Annotated in this window: 11 protein-coding genes; 6 read left to right on the forward strand and 5 right to left on the reverse strand. The window is 68.3% G+C overall.

Features of this window, described 5'->3' with window-relative positions; genetic code table 11:
- Nucleotides 1-25 precede the first annotated feature (25 nt).
- Nucleotides 26-1,981: a patatin-like phospholipase family protein gene (locus HUA75_RS33975; protein ID WP_217446403.1), complete on the reverse strand. Its 1,956-nt coding sequence runs from the start codon at nucleotides 1,979-1,981 to the stop codon at nucleotides 26-28.
- A gap of 375 nt (nucleotides 1,982-2,356) precedes the next feature.
- On the opposite strand from HUA75_RS33975, the gene HUA75_RS33980 reads away from it, so the two are divergent.
- Both HUA75_RS33980 and HUA75_RS33985 read left to right on the forward strand, forming a co-directional pair.
- Nucleotides 2,357-2,710 (forward strand): hypothetical protein, encoded by a 354-nt coding sequence (locus HUA75_RS33980; protein WP_174488746.1) that lies wholly within the window; start codon nucleotides 2,357-2,359, stop codon nucleotides 2,708-2,710.
- 68 nt (nucleotides 2,711-2,778) lie between these two features.
- Nucleotides 2,779-4,980 carry an SMI1/KNR4 family protein gene (locus HUA75_RS33985; protein ID WP_174488747.1) on the forward strand — a complete coding sequence of 734 codons (2,202 nt, stop codon included), beginning with the start codon at nucleotides 2,779-2,781 and terminating at the stop codon, nucleotides 4,978-4,980.
- Nucleotides 4,981-4,992: 12 nt separating this feature from the next.
- Here the strand turns inward: HUA75_RS33985 and HUA75_RS47145 are convergent, their stop codons facing one another.
- The 4 genes from HUA75_RS47145 to HUA75_RS34000 all read right to left on the reverse strand — a co-directional run bounded on the left by HUA75_RS47145 (nucleotide 4,993) and on the right by HUA75_RS34000 (nucleotide 8,337).
- The gene (locus tag HUA75_RS47145) at nucleotides 4,993-6,186 is read right to left on the reverse strand and encodes a sensor histidine kinase (RefSeq protein ID WP_371746253.1); all 1,194 of its coding nucleotides are present in this window, start codon (nucleotides 6,184-6,186) and stop codon (nucleotides 4,993-4,995) included.
- A complete protein-coding gene (locus tag HUA75_RS47150) occupies nucleotides 6,126-6,470 on the reverse strand; it encodes a hypothetical protein (RefSeq protein WP_254627900.1) in 345 nt (114 codons plus the stop codon). Before HUA75_RS47150 ends, HUA75_RS47145 begins: the two co-directional genes overlap by 61 nt.
- Nucleotides 6,471-6,947: 477 nt before the next feature.
- Complete coding sequence (locus HUA75_RS33995; protein WP_141642335.1) at nucleotides 6,948-7,622, reverse strand: response regulator transcription factor; 675 nt, start codon at nucleotides 7,620-7,622, stop codon at nucleotides 6,948-6,950.
- 112 nt (nucleotides 7,623-7,734) lie between these two features.
- The gene (locus HUA75_RS34000; protein WP_174455455.1) at nucleotides 7,735-8,337 is read right to left on the reverse strand and encodes a sigma-70 family RNA polymerase sigma factor; all 603 of its coding nucleotides are present in this window, start codon (nucleotides 8,335-8,337) and stop codon (nucleotides 7,735-7,737) included.
- Between the two features lie 220 nt (nucleotides 8,338-8,557).
- Here HUA75_RS34000 and HUA75_RS34005 point away from each other — a divergent pair, with 220 nt between their 5' ends.
- Genes HUA75_RS34005 through glgB form a run of 4 tightly spaced genes read left to right on the forward strand, consistent with a single transcriptional unit; the run spans nucleotide 8,558 to nucleotide 15,758 of the window.
- Nucleotides 8,558-10,552, forward strand: a complete 1,995-nt coding sequence (locus HUA75_RS34005; RefSeq protein WP_174488748.1) for an alpha-1,4-glucan--maltose-1-phosphate maltosyltransferase — start codon at nucleotides 8,558-8,560, stop codon at nucleotides 10,550-10,552.
- A 15-nt stretch (nucleotides 10,553-10,567) separates the two neighbouring features.
- Complete coding sequence (gene treS, locus HUA75_RS34010; protein WP_174455453.1) at nucleotides 10,568-12,226, forward strand: maltose alpha-D-glucosyltransferase; 1,659 nt, start codon at nucleotides 10,568-10,570, stop codon at nucleotides 12,224-12,226.
- Complete coding sequence (locus HUA75_RS34015) at nucleotides 12,223-13,557, forward strand: phosphotransferase (RefSeq protein ID WP_174488749.1); 1,335 nt, start codon at nucleotides 12,223-12,225, stop codon at nucleotides 13,555-13,557. The genes treS and HUA75_RS34015 overlap by 4 nt, the downstream gene beginning before the upstream one ends.
- The gene (gene glgB, locus HUA75_RS34020; RefSeq protein ID WP_174462190.1) at nucleotides 13,554-15,758 is read left to right on the forward strand and encodes a 1,4-alpha-glucan branching protein GlgB; all 2,205 of its coding nucleotides are present in this window, start codon (nucleotides 13,554-13,556) and stop codon (nucleotides 15,756-15,758) included. Before HUA75_RS34015 ends, glgB begins: the two co-directional genes overlap by 4 nt.
- The last annotated feature ends 557 nt before the right edge of the window (nucleotides 15,759-16,315 follow it).

A 16,315-nucleotide genomic window follows, 5' to 3' on the forward strand; every position in this document is an offset into this window, starting at 1 on the left:
ACCTGGGTCGAAGATGTCCTCTGACTCACGCCTGGGCCCGTGGCTCCTCTGGCCCGTGGGCCTCCAGCACGACCTCACGGGTGCTGCCCCACTGGGCCCGCGGTGCGTACCGTTCCCACAGCGGCCCCAGGAAGAACCGGCCGAAGCGATCCATGGCCGTGGTCCCCGCGCCCTCGCGCCGAGCGGGCTGCATGCTGGAGATGAGCGACAGGAGCTGCCCCACCCCGAGCGTCAGGACTCCGGCCCCCACCACGGGCCCCTGGGCGTTCATCCCCGCGTGGAGCTGGCAGTGCAGCCGCGTCGAGCCCTTCCACGCGTCCCCGCCCCGTCGATCATCGACGACCTTCGTCCCCTCCAGGAAGTAGTCGCGCCCTTGATGCGGGAAGCGCAGCCCATACGTCATCACCCTCGAACTGGGAGCGTCCGAGGGGCGGAAGATGTTGAAGCTTCCTCGTCGCACCGGCAGGTCCTCGCCGAACGGCGCGAAGCTCAACCGCGCCACCAGTCGCGCCGAGCACTTCACATCACTGACAAAGGCATCCAGGTCACCGACGCTGATGGTGCAGTGGATGGTCATCGGCTGGGCGCCTGGATGCAGGGCCCCTTGCGTGGGGTCGGTGACGCCCATCGAGAAGAGGCCGGTGAGGGACTCCACGAAGGTGAGGTCGGGTGAGGGCTCCGTGGTCCGGGTCATCTCCGGCGTGAGCGGCAGCCCCTGCGCACCGCATACGTCGAGGTAGCGCCACGTGTCCGAGTAGCCCATGTCGATGAGGGCCGCCGCCGTGGCTCGCCCCGCGTAGAGGTCCGGGTCGAGCGCGAGCGGACGCTCGGGCTTGATGAGGTGGACCGCGATGGGACGCTGGTGGCCTGGCACGACCTCCCCCGCGTCGATGCGCTCGTTGAGTTCCTGGATGACGCGAAGCTGCGCGAACAGCGCGCCGTTGGTGCTCATCTCCACCAGGTAGGCGTATTGCTCGTAGAGGCCATCGTCGTAGACGGGCGTGTTGCCCAGGCACCACAGCACCCAGAGTTCGTTCGCGCCCCGGCGGACGGCATCGAGCAGGTGGGTGTCCTGAGTCCACAAGGCATCCGTGTAGAGCGTGCCGTCCCGCTCCACCGGTGGCATGAGGATGGGGGGAGAGATGGCCGCCAGCAGCAGCTCCCGGTCCAGGTCCCGATGGGGAATGGCCACGTCCGTCTTCCGCTCGAAGTCGCAGACATGGAAGGTGCCTTCCACGAGGGAGCTGGCGCGGATGGCTCCAAGGTCGATTCCCAGATGAGGGAAGACGCGCCGGAGCACCTTCTCCGGGTCTCCCAGCGGCTCGACATGAAGCACGTCCAGCGTCTTCCTTGGCACCGCATGGGCGAGGAAGTCTTCCACGGACAGCGTCCTCCACCGCGCGCACGCCTCCCCGGGCGACGCTCCGGACAACAGCATCGCCAGATTGAGGGACCCCGCCGACGTCGCATCCGCGAAATGAAAACCCAGGTCCGCGTCCTCCAGCGCTCGAATCGCCCCCGCCTGCCATGCCGCGCGCAGTCCCCCGCCAATCAGGATGAGCGCGCGCTTCCGGGGACCTGGCGTGTCCACGAAGCCCGCGCCAGTGGCCGTCGAGGACGTCTCGCCCCCATCCTGTGTGGAGAAGCGTGGGTCCTCCTCCGAGGAGGAAGGGACCTGCTCCGCCCGTGCCTCGGCCACGCCGTCGGGTGACGACGATTCGAGAGCGCGTTCCTCGGGCCGCATTCCGTCCTCGCGCCGCCACCTCCAGGGCGCCTTTCGGGTCGACATCTCCCAGGCGCCGCGCTCCGTGAGGAGGAGGTAGCCGAACACGAGCACGCCACCGACCAGACACACGAGCGCGAGGACGAGCAGCATCGACAGCCGCCTTCCCACCAGCACGCTCAGGTACAGCTCCGCGGCCACCGCGATGAGAATGGCGGAGAGGATGGCGAGTGCTCGGCGCCATGCCGGCCCCTGCATGCGCCACTGACGGTCTCGCTTTTCGGGCGACCGGATGGGCGATGGCGAGCGCGATGGATTGGACGGTTCGACTGGCATGACGCGGGCCCCCTCGTCTCGACTCGACCAGGGGCCTCACGCTCGTGACGGACTGAACGCGAGACCCGCCCCCTCCGGCGGCACTGCGTCAGCCAGGGGAACCTATGGAAAACGTGGGCCGGCGCGGGGGGACGCGCAACCCGCGCATGGGTTGCGATGGCCAGCGATGGGACTTCCGACCGGGCACCGATGCACCCGCGAAGCGCCACCTCGGCCACTCGGGTGATGTGCCCCGGCTCGCGCCTTCGTGAAACACTGTTCGCGTGGAGTGCCCACCCAGGCTCCCGAGGAGAAGCGATGTCACCACAACCGAGCGCCCCCTGGACCTCCTATGACGGCGGCACGTCCCTGGGCTGGATGGGCACCCAGGGCGGCACCATCGCTCGGGATGAGGACCAGGAGGGCCAGCTGCGTCTCACGTACGAAGTGGACGACTCCCGCTCCTTCCACGCCATCACCTGCTCTGTCACGGGGTGGCTCCTCCACCACCGGTTCTTCGACAACGCCGAGCAGGCCATGGAGGCCTTCGAGGCCATGAAGCCCGCCTTGGAAGACCTTCGCGCCCAGCTCCGGGAGGGGGGACCGGGCTCACCCGAGGAGGCTCGACGTGGAGGGCCCGTGCTCGCGGCGTTCCTCGCGCGCTTCTCCTGAGGCCGTTTCCACCGCGACATTTCCGACGGGGAAGCGTTGAGAAGGACGACTGCCCTGGAGCGCCCCCCATGTCACCCAAGAAGAAGCTGTCGAAGCCAGACGCCGCGCTGCTCTCCGCCGTCAAGAAGTCGAACGCCAAGGCGGTGGCCAGGCACCTGGCGGATGGGGCCGACCCCAACGTGAGCGACGATGACGGCTATCCCGTGCTCCACACGGCGTGCTCCGAGGGAAACCTCGACGTCGCCCGGCTCCTGCTGGACGCGGGCGCGGATGTAAAGGGGCTGGATTCGGACTCCGCCACGCCCCTTGGCTTCGCCACCGCTCAAACAGGTGACGACGCCGTGGAGCTGGTGAAGCTACTGATCGCCAGGGGCTCCGACGTCAACCACCAGTGGAAGGACGAGGCCCGCTCCACGGTGCTCACCGACCTGCTCAACCAGGAGACCAACGAGGAGCCCTCCACGGAGGTCCTGAAGACGCTGCTGCGCGCGGGAGCGAATCCGAACCTCCCCAACGGCCGTGGCGAGACGCCGCTGATGTTGTCCGTCGACTACAAGGAGCAACCCGAGCTGTTCGAGCTGCTGCTGGAGCACGGCGCCCAGGTGAACGCGGTCGACTCCAACGGCAGGTCGGTGCTGATGCAGGCCGTCCGCTACGGGAACGTCCCGGTGGCCGAGCGGCTCATCTCCAAGGGCGTCGACGTCAACGTCAGGACGACGGATAGCGATGGCAATACGGCGCTGACGATGGCGCTCGATCTGGATGAGATCTTCGGAGATCCATCCCTGGTGGTGCTGGGCGCGCTGCTCCGCGCGGGAGCGAAGCCGAACCAGCCCAACGCGCGCGGCTGGTACGCCCTCCATTACGCGGCCAGCCTCGAGGACGTGAAGTTCACCACGCTGCTGCTCGAAGCGGGAGCGGACCCGAAGGCCGCGAACGCGGGGGGCTACTACCCCATCGATACGGCGAACGGCCGTGGGAACACGCGGGTGGAGAAGCGGCTCATCGCCGCTGGAAGCCCCACGCTGGAGCAGGCGGCTTCGCTTCGCTCGGAGAGTGTCTGGAAGCGCATTGGTGCGTGGGCCGCCAGGCGCAACCCGACCTACGCGGAGCAACTCGCGAGTACGCGCCCCTCGACCGAGGCACGCGTCGCGGCCCTGGAGAAGGCGCTTGGGACCCCGCTGCCCCTGGACTTCCGCGCGTTCCTGCTGCGATTCGGAGGCGGTGCACCGGCGGGATCGCCCGGCCTGTCTGTCTCCGAGTACGAAGTGCTTCCCGTCGACCAGATTCTGAGCACCTGGAAGGGGCTTCGGAAGCTGGTGGAGAAAGGCACCTTCAAGAAGGCCGAGCCCCATGAACTGTCCAAGTCCCAGAAGGACGTGAAGTGGACCTGGTGGCACCCCGGCTGGGTGCCTTTCGCGCAGGACGGTGGGGGCAACCTCAAATGCGTGGACCTGGACCCCGGCCCGGAAGGAAAGCGTGGACAGGTCATCGGCTGGGAGATTCGCGGCGGCCCCCTGAGCCCCTATGCCCCGTCCATGGACGCATTCTTCGAGCACTACCTGGAGGGACTTGAGACCGGACGCATCGAACTGTACGGCGACGAGGAGCCGGATGATCCCGAGGCAACCGCGACTGCCCCGGTGACGGCTCCCGAGCCGTCGAGGGTGGGCACCGCCGCCGAGCGCGTGGAGGCGCTCTCGAACCAACTGGGAGCCTGGTACGAGGAGCACCACGCGCCCTATGCGCAGCGCTTCGCCCGCACGAAATCCGCGTCCCAGCAGCAGGTGGACGCGCTGGAGAAGAGCGTGGGGGCGGAGCTGCCCGCGGACCTCCAGGCGTTCCTGCTCCGCTTCGGCGGGGGCGCACCAGACAAGAAGCAGGGCCTGTCCTTCTTCACGTATCAGGTGCTGAGCGTGAAGGAGATCACCGACCTCTGGACGCAGTTGGAGACCCAACGTGAGAGCGGAGCGTTCGCGAAGTCCAAGCCCTTGGATCTCACCAAGGGCCAGAAGGAGCTCACCCGGACGTGGTGGAGCGCGGGTTGGATTCCGTTCGCGAAGAACGACCACGGCGAGGCGCTCTGCGTGGACCTCACCCCGGGCCCGGCCGGTCGGCGTGGACAGGTGCTGCGCTGGTCCGAATACGCGGGGCCCCTCGATGAGGCGAAGGCACCCTCGTTGGAGGATTACCTCACCGACTGCCTGAAGCGGCTTCGCGACAAGCGCTGGTACGTCCGCAGCGACAGTGACGACCTGCTCAGCTCCTGACGCCGCGTCCCCTCAGGCGTGCGGAGCGCGCGGCGCCGAGTCCTTGTCAGGAGCCAGCATCTCCCCCGAGAAGCACACCTCGAGCCCGCCATACTCGGACGGGTTCAACGTCAGGGCCCAGCCGTGGACCTGCGCGACGTGGTGGGCGATGTGCAGGCCCAGCCCCTGTCCTTCCGGGGCCCGGGTGCGCGCGACGTTTCCTCGGACGCCTCGCTCGAGGATTCGCGCTCGCTCCTCTTCGGAGATGCCGGGCCCGTCGTCGATGACGCGGAGCACGAAGCGTCCCTCACGGGTGCTCTCCAGCACGACGGCCACGTGCCCCTCCTCGCGGCCGTAGCGCACGCCGTTGCCCACGACGTTGCTGATGGCCTGCTCGATGAGCGTCACGTCGCCGAGCACTCGAACGGGCGTCGCGGGGACACCGCTCTCCAGGGAGATGCGCTGTTGCCGGGCGATGGGCTGATGGCGACCGAGGACTCGAGCAATCACGTCGTTGAGGTCCACGGGCGCGCGCTGGACGTGCGGCGCGCCAGCCTCCAATCGCGTCGCCGCGGTGAGGTTGTGGACCAGCGAGGCCATGTAGTGCGCCTCGCTCATGGCGGAGGACACCTCGGCCGCGTTCACGGGCTCGCCTCGGGAGAGGTGCTGCTGCATCGCGGAAAGGGTGCCCTGGAGCACGGTGAGCGGCGTCATCACGTCGTGGGTCGTGTTGGCGAGGAAGTCCCGCAGGCCTTGCTCGCGTGCTTCCTGTTGCGCCATCCGCGCCTGGATTTCCGCGCGAGCCTCCTGGAAGGCCCGGGCGAGGTCGGCGATCTCATCATGGCCGCGCACGGACACGGGCTGCTCGTAGCCACTGCGCGCGGACGCACGCACGTCTTCGGTGAGCATGCGGATGCGGCGCACCACCGGGCCCAGGGCCAGCACCACCGCCGCGACGACAATGGACACGAGCAGGCTCCAGTCCTTGAGCGGTGGGAGGAAGAACGGCGAAGGCCCCGGAGGCTCCACACGACGGGCGAGGACGAAGGCGCACGGACCTTCGTCCCAGGACATGCGCACCAGCAGGTCGAGGACCCGCCGCCCATCCAGCTCCGAGCGCCGGGCGACCGTCGCCCCTTCGAGCGCGTCCTCACGGACCTCCGCTGTCAGCGCGGGCGCCCGAGGGTTCCGGGAAGTGAGCTGAGCGTCATAGGGAAAATAGAGCACCCGAGGAGGGGCCCGCCCTTCCCTTCCAGGCGGTGGTGGTCCATCGAAGGTGTCGCTTCCTCCCGGACGAGGCGGTGGTCCATCGAAAGCGTCGCTTCCTCCCGAACGAGGCAGTGGTCCATCGAAAGCTTCGCTTCCTCCCGGACGAGGGGGTGGTGGACCCTCGAAGGCGCCGCTTCCTCCCGGACGAGGAGGTGATCCATCGAAGGCGTCGCTGCCTCCTGGACGAGCGGGTGGTGGACCATCGAAGGCGTCGCTTCCTCCCGGACGAGGAGGTGATCCATCGAAGGCGTCGCTGCCGCTTGGACGCGTCGGTCGGCCTCGGGGCCTTGTCGGGGGAGGATCCTCGTCGAGTGGACGTGCCTCGTCGAGCCCCGTGGCTCTCGGCACTGGCTCCCCACGAGACGGGAGTGCCTCATTCCTCCCCAATGCACCCAGTGGTTCCCCGCGCGGTGGCAGCGCATCATCGTCCCCAGCCCTCCTCGGAGGCGGTGGTGGTCGTCCGTTGTCAGCTCCACCTCGAGACCCCAGACCATCCGGCGGAGGACGCCCGGGCGGCGCGGGTCGCTCGAACGGGCGAGGTCGCCACGTCTCGGGCGAGGCCTCGCAGCGCGTGCGTTCCACCTGCATCTGCGCCAGCGTGGAGGCTTCGAGCACTTCCTCCTGCGAGCGTTCCCGGAGCGATTGCTGGAAGTACGCCATCGCCACCACGACAGGCAGCACCGCCGCCATCGCCGTGAGCGCCAGGCGCAGGCGGAGCTTCACGAACCGTCTCCCGCGACCAGTCGATAACCCACGCCCCACACCGTCTCCACACACTGCGCCGGCGCCAGCTTTCGCCGCAGCCGCGAGACGTGCACGTCCAGCGTCCGCTCCGTCCCCTCGCGCTCCGGATCCAACACGTGCTCGACCAGCCACTGCCGCGTCACCGCCTCGCGAGGCCTGCGGGCCAACGCCGCGAGCACCTCGAACTCCACCCGCGTCAACTCCACCACCCGCCCCTCCACGCGGACCTCCCGCGCCTGGAAGTCGACGCGCAACAGCCCCAACTCCAGCACCGCGTCCGCCTTCTGGAGCACCGGCCGGCGCAGCCGCGCGCGCACCCGCTCGATGAGCTCCTCCGGCCAGAAGGGCTTCGTCAGGTAGTCATCCGCGCCGAGCTTCAGCGCACGCACCTTGTCCAGCGTGTCGTTGCGCGCGCTCAGGATGAGCACCGGCACCTCCGAGAAGCTCCGGAGCGCCTTGAGCATGTCCAGGCCGTACGTCCCCGGCAGCATCAGGTCCAGCACCACCAGGCCCACGTCGGGAAGCTCCCCGGGCAGCAGCGCGCGGCCTTCCGTCCACCACAGCGGCTCGAAGCCCGCGCCCCTCAGCTGCTCGACAATCTGCGCGCCGAGCCGAGCGTCGTCCTCCACCAGCAGGATTCGCTCCCCCATGTCCCGCTCGCCTCCTCCCACCCGGTCACCACGGTGCCGTCATGAATGGATGAATGAACGCCCACGGTATACCGAGGACCTTAAGACTCCCTTAACGGGAGCCGGCCGCGCCTCAGTCCGCCGGGCCGCGCTCGTCCCGGAGCAGGTCCGCGAGCTTCTCCAGGGCCAGCCGCGCCCGGGTCTTCACCGTGCCCAGGGGGTCTCCGGTGCGCTCGGAGATCTCCCGCTGAGACAGGCCCTCGAAGTAGGCCAACTCCACCACTTCGCGCTGCTCGGGGGGCAGCGTCATCATCGCCCTGCGCACCCGCACGCGGTCCTGGCCCTGGGACGTCGCGTCGTCCGGAGCGGGAGGCGTCGCGCTCATCGGAGGCGGCTCGTGGGCGGAGCCCTCGGCGACTCGGGCGGCGGTGCCCATGGAGCGCAGCCGGTCGATGGCGCGCGTGCGAGCGATGGTCGCCACCCAGGTCTCCAGCCCGCCGCGGTCCGGGTCGAAGTCTCGGGCGCGCCGCCAGACCTCGAGGAAGGCCTCCTGGAGCACCTCCTCCGCGTCCGCTCGGGAAGGCAACAGCCGCAGCATCACCGCGAAGGCCCGGGCTCCGCAGCGCGCGTAGACCTCCCGCATGGCCACGCCGCTGCCCAGGGCGACCTGCTGGAGCAGGGCCCTGTCGGCGGCGGGGTCGCTCGCCCGCTGAGCGGAGGGTGGAGGAAGCGCCATGTATTTCCCGGATACCGCAACCCGAGGTGCGGATCCCAGCTTCATGTATGGGCAGCCGGGCAGCCAGCCCCTTTGAAGCCAACGGGTGGGCGTCCCCAGACCCCGTCCCTAACGTTCACGAGCCAACGCGGCCGACGCGCCAGTCGTCCTTCATCAACGCACCCCGCGACACGCCGCCCAGCTTCACCCCACCTCAGACCTATAAGGGCCGCGAGCCGATATGAAAGATCGAATCGGGAGCGTGTTCATCGAGGGAGTCAAACCCCAGCTCGACGGCGGCCGCCACGCCGTCAAGCGTGTCGCCGGGGAGAGCCTCACCGTCCGCGCCGACATCTTCAAGGAGGGCCATGACGTCCTCGTCGCCGTCGTCCGCTGGAGACAGGCCGCTCCCCAGGAACAGCAGACCGACTGGCGCGAAGTGCCCATGCGCCCGCTCGGCAACGACGCCTGGGAGGCGGAGTTCCCCCTGGCTCGCAATGGCCGCTACCAGTACACGATTGAAGCCTGGCCGGATCTCTTCCGGACCTGGACGTCGGAGCTGAAGCGCAAGGTCGATGCGGGCCGGGACGTGCGCAGCGAGCTGTTGGAGGGCGCGGCCCTGCTGGAAGGCGCGGCGGCCCGAGCGCGCCCGGTGGACGCGGCCGACGCGCGGGTGCTCACCGAGGCCGCGGTGCGGATGCGTCAGCCCCCGACACCGGACCTGGTGGCCGTGGCGCTGGCGCCGGAGCTGGCCACGGTGGCGTCCACGTATCCCGACCGCGCGCTGGCGCGGCGGCACGAGCCGGAGCTGGAGGTGTTCGCGGACCGGCTCAAGGCGCGCTTCGGGGCCTGGTACGAGTTCTTCCCGCGCTCGGCGAAGCGCGATGGGCGCACGCATGGGACGTTCCAGGATTCGGAGGCCTGGCTGCCGTACATCCAGGGCCTGGGCTTCGACGTCATCTACCTGCCGCCCATCCACCCCATTGGCCGCACCGCGCGCAAGGGGAAGAACAACAGCCTCAAGGCGGGCCCGGAGGACGTGGGCAGTCCGTGGGCCATCGGCGCGGCGGAGGGGGGCCACAAGGCGGTGCACCCGAGCCTGGGCACGCTGGCGGACTTCCGTCACTTCGTGCAGGCCGCGCAGTCGTACGGCATCGAGGTGGCGTTGGACCTCGCGTACCAGTGCTCTCCGGACCACCCTTATGTGAAGGAGCATCCGGAGTGGTTCCAGCGCCGTCCGGACGGCACCATCAAGACGGCGGAGAACCCGCCCAAGCGCTACGAGGACATCGTCAACTTCGACTGGATGGGCCCCGCGCGCGAGTCGCTCTGGACGGAGCTGGAGTCCGTCGTACTGCACTGGGTGCAGCAGGGCGTGCGGACCTTCCGCGTGGACAATCCGCACACCAAGCCCATCCAGTTCTGGGAGTGGCTCATCCGCCGCGTGCAGGAGCGCCACCCCGATGTGCTCTTCCTCTCCGAGGCCTTCACCCGGCCCAAGGTGATGAAGGCCCTGGCGAAGGTGGGCTTCACCCAGTCGTACACGTACTTCACGTGGCGCAACTTCAAGGGCGAGCTCCAGGAGTATCTGGAGGAAATCACCCAGCCGCCCGTGTCCGACTACTTCCGCGGCAACCTCTGGCCCAACACGCCGGACATCTTGCCGGAGCTGTTGCAGAACGCGGGGCCCGGCGCGTTCCGGCTGCGCGCGGCGCTTGCCGCGACGCTCTCCTCGGTCTACGGGATGTATTGCGGCTTCGAGCTGTGCGAGGGCCGCCCGCTGCCTGGCAAGGAGGAGTACCTGGACTCGGAGAAGTACCAGCTCGTCGCGTGGGACGCGGACCGGCCGGGCAACATCCGGGACTGGATTGCGCGGCTCAACAACGCGCGCCTGACGCAGCCAGCGCTGCACACCTACGACACGCTGCGCTTCTTCGAGTCCGACAACGAGCGGGTCCTCTTCTACGGAAAGCGCACCCCGGACGGCACCAGCACCGTGCTGGTCGCGGTGAGTCTGGATCCGTACGCGCCGCAGGAGGCGCTGTTGCGACTTCCGCTGGAATGGCTTGGCGCGAACGCGGACGAGACCTATCAGGTGCACGAGCTGATGACGGATCAGCGCTCCCTGTGGCAAGGCTCGGACGTGCAGGTGCGCCTGACGCCCGAACAGCCCGCGGCCGTCTGGGCCGTCTACCGCTTCCGCCGTACCGAGCACGCGTTCGACTACTACGAGTGACAACCCGAGAGGCGTATGGACCTGGATCCCCTCTGGTACAAGAAGGCCCTCATCTACGAGCTGCACCTCCGAGCATTCCACGACTCCAACGGCGACGGGCATGGCGACATCCCGGGCCTCATCGAGAAGCTCCCGTACCTCCAGGACCTGGGCATCGACTGCCTGTGGATCCTCCCCCACTACCCTTCTCCGCTGCGCGATGACGGCTACGACATCGCGGACTACTACGGCGTCCACCCGGACTACGGCACGCTCGCCGACTTCCAGCGGATGGTGGAGGAGGCGCACAAGCGCGGCATCCGCATCATCACCGAGCTGGTGGTCAACCACACCAGCGACCAGCACCCCTGGTTCCAGGAGGCGCGCAGCGACCCGAAGAGCCCCAAGCGCGACTGGTACGTCTGGAGCGACACGGACGAGAAGTACAAGGGCGCACGCATCATCTTCACGGACACCGAGCGCTCCAACTGGACGTGGGATCCGGTGGCCAAGCAGTACTTCTGGCACCGCTTCTTCAGCCACCAGCCGGACCTGAACTACGACAATCCTCAGGTGCAGGAAGCGATGCTGGACGCGATGCGCTTCTGGCTCAACATGGGCGTGGACGGCTTCCGCTGCGACGCGGTGCCCTACCTGTTCGAGCGCGAGGGCACCAACTGCGAGAACCTTCCGGAGACGCACGCCTTCCTCAAGCGCCTGCGGAAGACCATCGACGCCGAGTACCCCGGGAAGATGCTGCTCGCGGAGGCCAACCAGTGGCCCGCCGACGTGCGCGTCTATTTCGGCGACGGCGACGAGTTCAACATGGGCTTCCACTTCCCGGTGATGCCGCGCCTGTTCATGGCCATCCGCCGCGAGGACCGCACGCCCATCGTCGAAATCATGCAGCAGACGCCGGACATCCCGGAGTCGTGTCAGTGGGCCCTCTTCCTGCGCAACCACGACGAGCTGACGCTGGAGATGGTGACGGACGAGGACCGGGACTACATGTACCGGGAGTACGCCACGGACCCTCGGATGCGCATCAACCTGGGCATCCGCCGCAGGCTCGCGCCGCTGATGGACAACGGGCGCCGGCGCATCGAGCTGATGCACAGCCTGCTGTTCACCCTGCCCGGCACGCCGGTCCTCTACTACGGCGATGAGATTGGCATGGGGGACAACATCTACCTGGGCGACCGCAACGGCGTGCGCACGCCCATGCAGTGGACGGGAGACCGCAACGCGGGCTTCAGCCGGGCGGACTACGCGCGCCTGTACGCGCCCGTCATCGCGGACCCCGTCTATGGCTACCAGTCCATCAACGTGGAGGCGCAGGAGCGGGTGAAGTCCAGCCTCCTGCACTGGGTGAAGCGGATGATTCGCATCCGCCAGCGCTACCCCGTGTTCTCCCTGGGGACGCTGCGCTTTTTGCCCATGGAGAACCGCAAGGTGATGGCCTTCGTGCGGGAGTGGGAAGGCCAGACGGTGCTGGTGGTGTGCAACCTGTCGCGCTTCGCGCAGCCCGCCGTGATGGACCTGCGTGACTGGGAAGGCAAGGTGCCCGTGGAGATGATTGGCGAGACGCCCTTCCCGCGGATCAGCGACCTGCCCTACCAGCTGTCGATGGGCCCCTACATGTTCTTGTGGTTTCGGCTGGACCAGCCGCTGCCGGGAGGAGGAAGCCGCGCATGACGACCTTGGACCTGACGAAGCTGCCGGAGTACCTCAAGAGCCAGAGATGGTTCGCCGGCAAGGCCTGGCCCATCAAGCAGGTCAGCGTGGTGGACCACGCGAACCTGGATGCCACGCCGTGCAGTCTGTCGCTCGCCGTGGTGGAGGTCGTCTACGAGCTGGGCCAACCCGAGCGCTATCTCCTGCCGGTGAAGCCGTCGGCGGAGGGCGTCAAGGACGCGCTGGAGGATGATGGCTGTCTGCGCGCCCTGTTCGACCTCATCCGCGACGGCGCCCAGCTCCCCTCCGCGTCGGGCCGCGTGGTGGGGGAATGGATTGGAGGGCCGGAGGGCCTGCTGGGCCTCCCCTCCCCGCTCGCGGTGCGCCGGCTGATGGTCGAGCAGAGCAACACCTCCATCGTGCTGGGTGAGAAGGTCATCGTGAAGGTCATCCGCAAGCTGGAGGCGGGGGTGAACCCGGAGCACGAGGTCGGGCGCTTCCTCGCCACGCGGACGACATTCCGGGCCACGCCCGCGCTGCTGGGGGCGCTGCGATTGGAGGGCGCCGCCAGCGCCACGCTCGCGCTGGCACATCGCTTCGTCCCCGACGCGGTGGATGGGTGGAAGTACACGTTGGACCGGCTGCGCCAGGAGCGTCCCCTGGGCGAGCGCTTTCTCAGCGAGATGGAGGAGCTGGGCGGGCGGCTGGGAGACCTGCACCAGGCCTTCGGCTCGGCGCCCATGGACGACGCGGCCTTCGCTCCGGAGCCGTTGCTCCAGGAGGACCTGCAGCGCTGGAGCGCGTCCATCGTCGGAGAGCTGGGCGTGACGCTGGCCGAGGCGGGCCGGCTGCACCCGGACCTGGAGGGGCGCCGCGAGGGCCTCATCGAGTACGCGAGGCGGCTGGCCCACGTGGCGCCCTCCGGACAGAAGATTCGCATCCACGGGGATTTGCACCTGGGTCAGGTGCTGCGGGCCAACGAGCAGTGGCTCATCTTCGACTTCGAGGGGGAGCCGGCGCGCAGCTTCACGTCGCGGCGCGAGAAGTACAGCCCGCTGCGGGACGTGGCGGGGATGCTCCGCTCGTTCGACTACGCGGAGGCCACGGTGGCGCTGGAGGGAGGCGCGCCGCGAGGACGCGTGGGCCCCAGCCGGGAGGCATTCCTGGAGGGTTATCGCAAGGCGACCCAGGGAGCGACCTTCCTGCCCACGGACACGGCGGCATTCGAGACGATGTTGCGTGCGTTCGAGCTGGAGAAGCTCCTGTACGAAGTGAGGTATGAGATGCAGAACCGGCCTGACTGGGTGCGCATCCCCGTCGAGGCCCTCTTGAGGATGGAGGAGGCCCAGTGAGGAAGCCGGCGGACAAGGCACAGGTCGACGCGGAGCTTCGGCGCGTGGTGGAGCTGCGGCACCCGGAGCCCCACTCCGTGCTGGGCATCCACCCGGACGGCGACGGCGTGGTGATTCGCGCCTTCCGCCCGGACGCCGTGGCCATCCACGTCCTCCCGGAGTTCGGAGGCCGTGTCCCGATGACGCACCGTCAGGACGGCGTCTTCGAGGCCCGCGTCAACGGACGCGACAAGACCTTCGGCTATCTGCTGGAGGTGGAGTACCCCGGCAAGCGCGTCTTCACCCTGCGGGACTCGTACAGCTTCCTTCCCACGCTGGGGGAGATGGACCTGTACTACGCCGGTGAGGGGCGCCACGAGCGGCTCTGGGAGCGCATGGGCGCGCACCTCATCCACCACAACGGCACGCGCGGCGTGTCCTTCGCGGTGTGGGCACCCACGGCGGCGGGCGTCTCCGTCGTCGGTGACTTCAACAGCTGGGATGGACGGCTGCACTCGATGCGGCGCATGGGCGCGTCGGGCATCTGGGAGCTGTTCGTACCGGAGGTCGGAGAAGGCGCGCGCTACAAGTTCGAGATTCGCCCCGGCCAGGGTGGGCCGCGCGTGCTGAAGTCGGACCCGTTCGCCTTCCGCGCCGAGGTGCCTCCGGCCACCGCGTCCGTGGTGCATGACCTGGGACGGTACGGGTGGGGAGATGGCGCGTGGTTGGAGTCGCGCACCCAGAAGTCCGACGTCGCGCACCAGCCGTGGAGCGTCTACGAGGTCCACCTGGGCAGTTGGCGCCGGGTGGTGGAGGACGGGGACCGCCCCATGACGTACCGGGAGCTGGCGCCCGCGCTGGCCGAGTACGTCAAGCACATGGGCTTCACGCACGTGGAGCTGCTGCCCGTGTCGGAGCATCCCTACGGTGGCTCATGGGGCTACCAGGTCAGTGGCTACTACGCGCCCACCGCGCGCTTCGGCCACCCCGACGACTTCCGCTTCATGGTGGACCACCTGCACCAGGAGGGCATCGGCGTCATCGTCGACTGGGTGCCCGGCCACTTCCCCCGGGACGCGCACGCGTTGGGCGAGTTCGACGGCACGGCGCTGTACGAGCACGCGGATCCGCGCAAGGGCGCGCAGCCGGACTGGGGCACGCTGGTCTTCAACTTCGGCCGCAACGAGGTCCGCAACTTCCTCATCGCCAACGCGCTGTTCTGGATTGAGGAGTACCACATCGATGGTCTGCGCGTGGACGCGGTGGCCTCGATGCTCTACCTCGACTACAGCCGCAAGCAGGGCGAGTGGATCCCCAACCGCTGGGGCGGCCGGGAGAACGAAGAGGCCATCCAGTTCCTGCGCGAGCTCAACGACACCGTGCGCCGCAAGCACCCGGGCGTCGTGGTCATCGCCGAGGAGTCCACCGCGTGGCCCAAGGTCTCCTCCCCCGTCAGCGAGGGCGGACTGGGCTTCCACTTCAAGTGGAACATGGGGTGGATGCACGACACGCTGTCGTACTTCTCCAAGGACCCCATCTACCGGCAGTACCACCACAACCAGCTGACGTTCGGCCTGCTGTACGCCTTCAGCGAGCACTTCATGTTGCCGCTGAGCCATGACGAGGTGGTGCACGGCAAGGGCAGCCTGTACGGGCGCATGCCGGGAGACCCGTGGCAGAAGCGCGCCAACCTGCGCTCGTTGTTCGCGTGGATGTGGGCGCACCCGGGCAAGAAGCTGCTCTTCATGGGCGGCGAGTTCGGCCAGCCGGCCGAGTGGAACCACGACAAGAGCCTGGACTGGCACCTGACGCAGGACCCGGGGCACCAGGGCATCCAGCGCCTCGTCGCGAGGCTGAACCGCATCTACAAGGAGCTGCCGGCGCTGTACGACGCGGACAGCGAGCCCGTGGGCTTCCAGTGGCTCCAGCCGGACTCGGCGTCGTCGAACGTGCTCGCCTTCGTCCGCCGCTCGCGACAGCCCGGCCGTCACGTGGTGTGCGTGGCCAACCTGTCCCCCACCGTGCGCGAGAAATACCGCGTCGGCTTCCCACTCCAGGCCAACTACGTCGAGGTGCTCAACTCCGACGCGGGCGAGTACGGCGGCTCCAACACGGGCAACATGGGGCAGCTCCACACGGAGGCCACGGGCTGGGATGGACAGCCGGCTTCCGCGTTGCTCACCCTGCCCCCGCTGTCTGTCTTGTGGTTCACGCCGGGATAAAGACAGACATCCAATTGCAAACAAGTCAATCACAGACACGCGCGACGTGCCTGTGATTGACTTTTTGTTTCATGGCGTCGAGCGTGGCGGCCCTGGGAAATACCTGAACATCCAGGCATGTAGGCACAGCCATTCGACCGAGCCCTCGCTTGGGCGTGAAAGGCCTGAGCAGTGGGGCGAAAACCACTGATCATCAGAGCATGTAGGCACGAGAATTTTAGTGCCGCCGATCATGACGTGATCGGCTGGCTTCGGCTTGCGGAGGAACTTCGGACCCACTGTTGATATGTTCAGGTCTCCGCAAGCTCCCGATTTCACGCCAAGGAGACCTCAACTCCTGATGATTCCTCGACAATCCGGGCGGAGCCAGGGGCTGGAAACCACTGTCCACGTGTTCATGTAGGCATGGGTCTTGAGATCGGAGCGTGATCTGAGCGGCGAGGCCCGGCGCCCGGTCCCCCTCCAGGCCACCCGAGCCAGGGCAGGCGCCATGACGCGGCCATGCATTGCGGACCCGCTTGGTCGCCCCCAGCGTATGGGACGACACCCCAGCGAGA

The organism is Myxococcus sp. CA040A (assembly GCF_013336725.1).
GTDB lineage: Bacteria > Myxococcota > Myxococcia > Myxococcales > Myxococcaceae > Myxococcus > Myxococcus llanfairpwllgwyngyllgogerychwyrndrobwllllantysiliogogogochensis.

What these genes read in the sequence shown, in the direction of transcription:
- HUA75_RS34005 (WP_174488748.1), top strand. Translation starts at nt 8,558, where the DNA reads ATGAAAGATCGAATCGGGAGCGTGTTCATCGAGGGAGTCAAACCCCAG.
- HUA75_RS34000 (WP_174455455.1), bottom strand. Translation starts at nt 8,337, where the DNA reads ATGGCGCTTCCTCCACCCTCCGCTCAGCGGGCGAGCGACCCCGCCGCC.
- HUA75_RS33995 (WP_141642335.1), bottom strand. Translation starts at nt 7,622, where the DNA reads ATGGGGGAGCGAATCCTGCTGGTGGAGGACGACGCTCGGCTCGGCGCG.
- treS (WP_174455453.1), top strand. Translation starts at nt 10,568, where the DNA reads ATGGACCTGGATCCCCTCTGGTACAAGAAGGCCCTCATCTACGAGCTG.
- HUA75_RS47150 (WP_254627900.1), bottom strand. Translation starts at nt 6,470, where the DNA reads ATGGATCACCTCCTCGTCCGGGAGGAAGCGACGCCTTCGATGGTCCAC.
- HUA75_RS34015 (WP_174488749.1), top strand. Translation starts at nt 12,223, where the DNA reads ATGACGACCTTGGACCTGACGAAGCTGCCGGAGTACCTCAAGAGCCAG.
- HUA75_RS33985 (WP_174488747.1), top strand. Translation starts at nt 2,779, where the DNA reads ATGTCACCCAAGAAGAAGCTGTCGAAGCCAGACGCCGCGCTGCTCTCC.
- HUA75_RS33975 (WP_217446403.1), bottom strand. Translation starts at nt 1,981, where the DNA reads ATGCAGGGGCCGGCATGGCGCCGAGCACTCGCCATCCTCTCCGCCATT.
- HUA75_RS33980 (WP_174488746.1), top strand. Translation starts at nt 2,357, where the DNA reads ATGTCACCACAACCGAGCGCCCCCTGGACCTCCTATGACGGCGGCACG.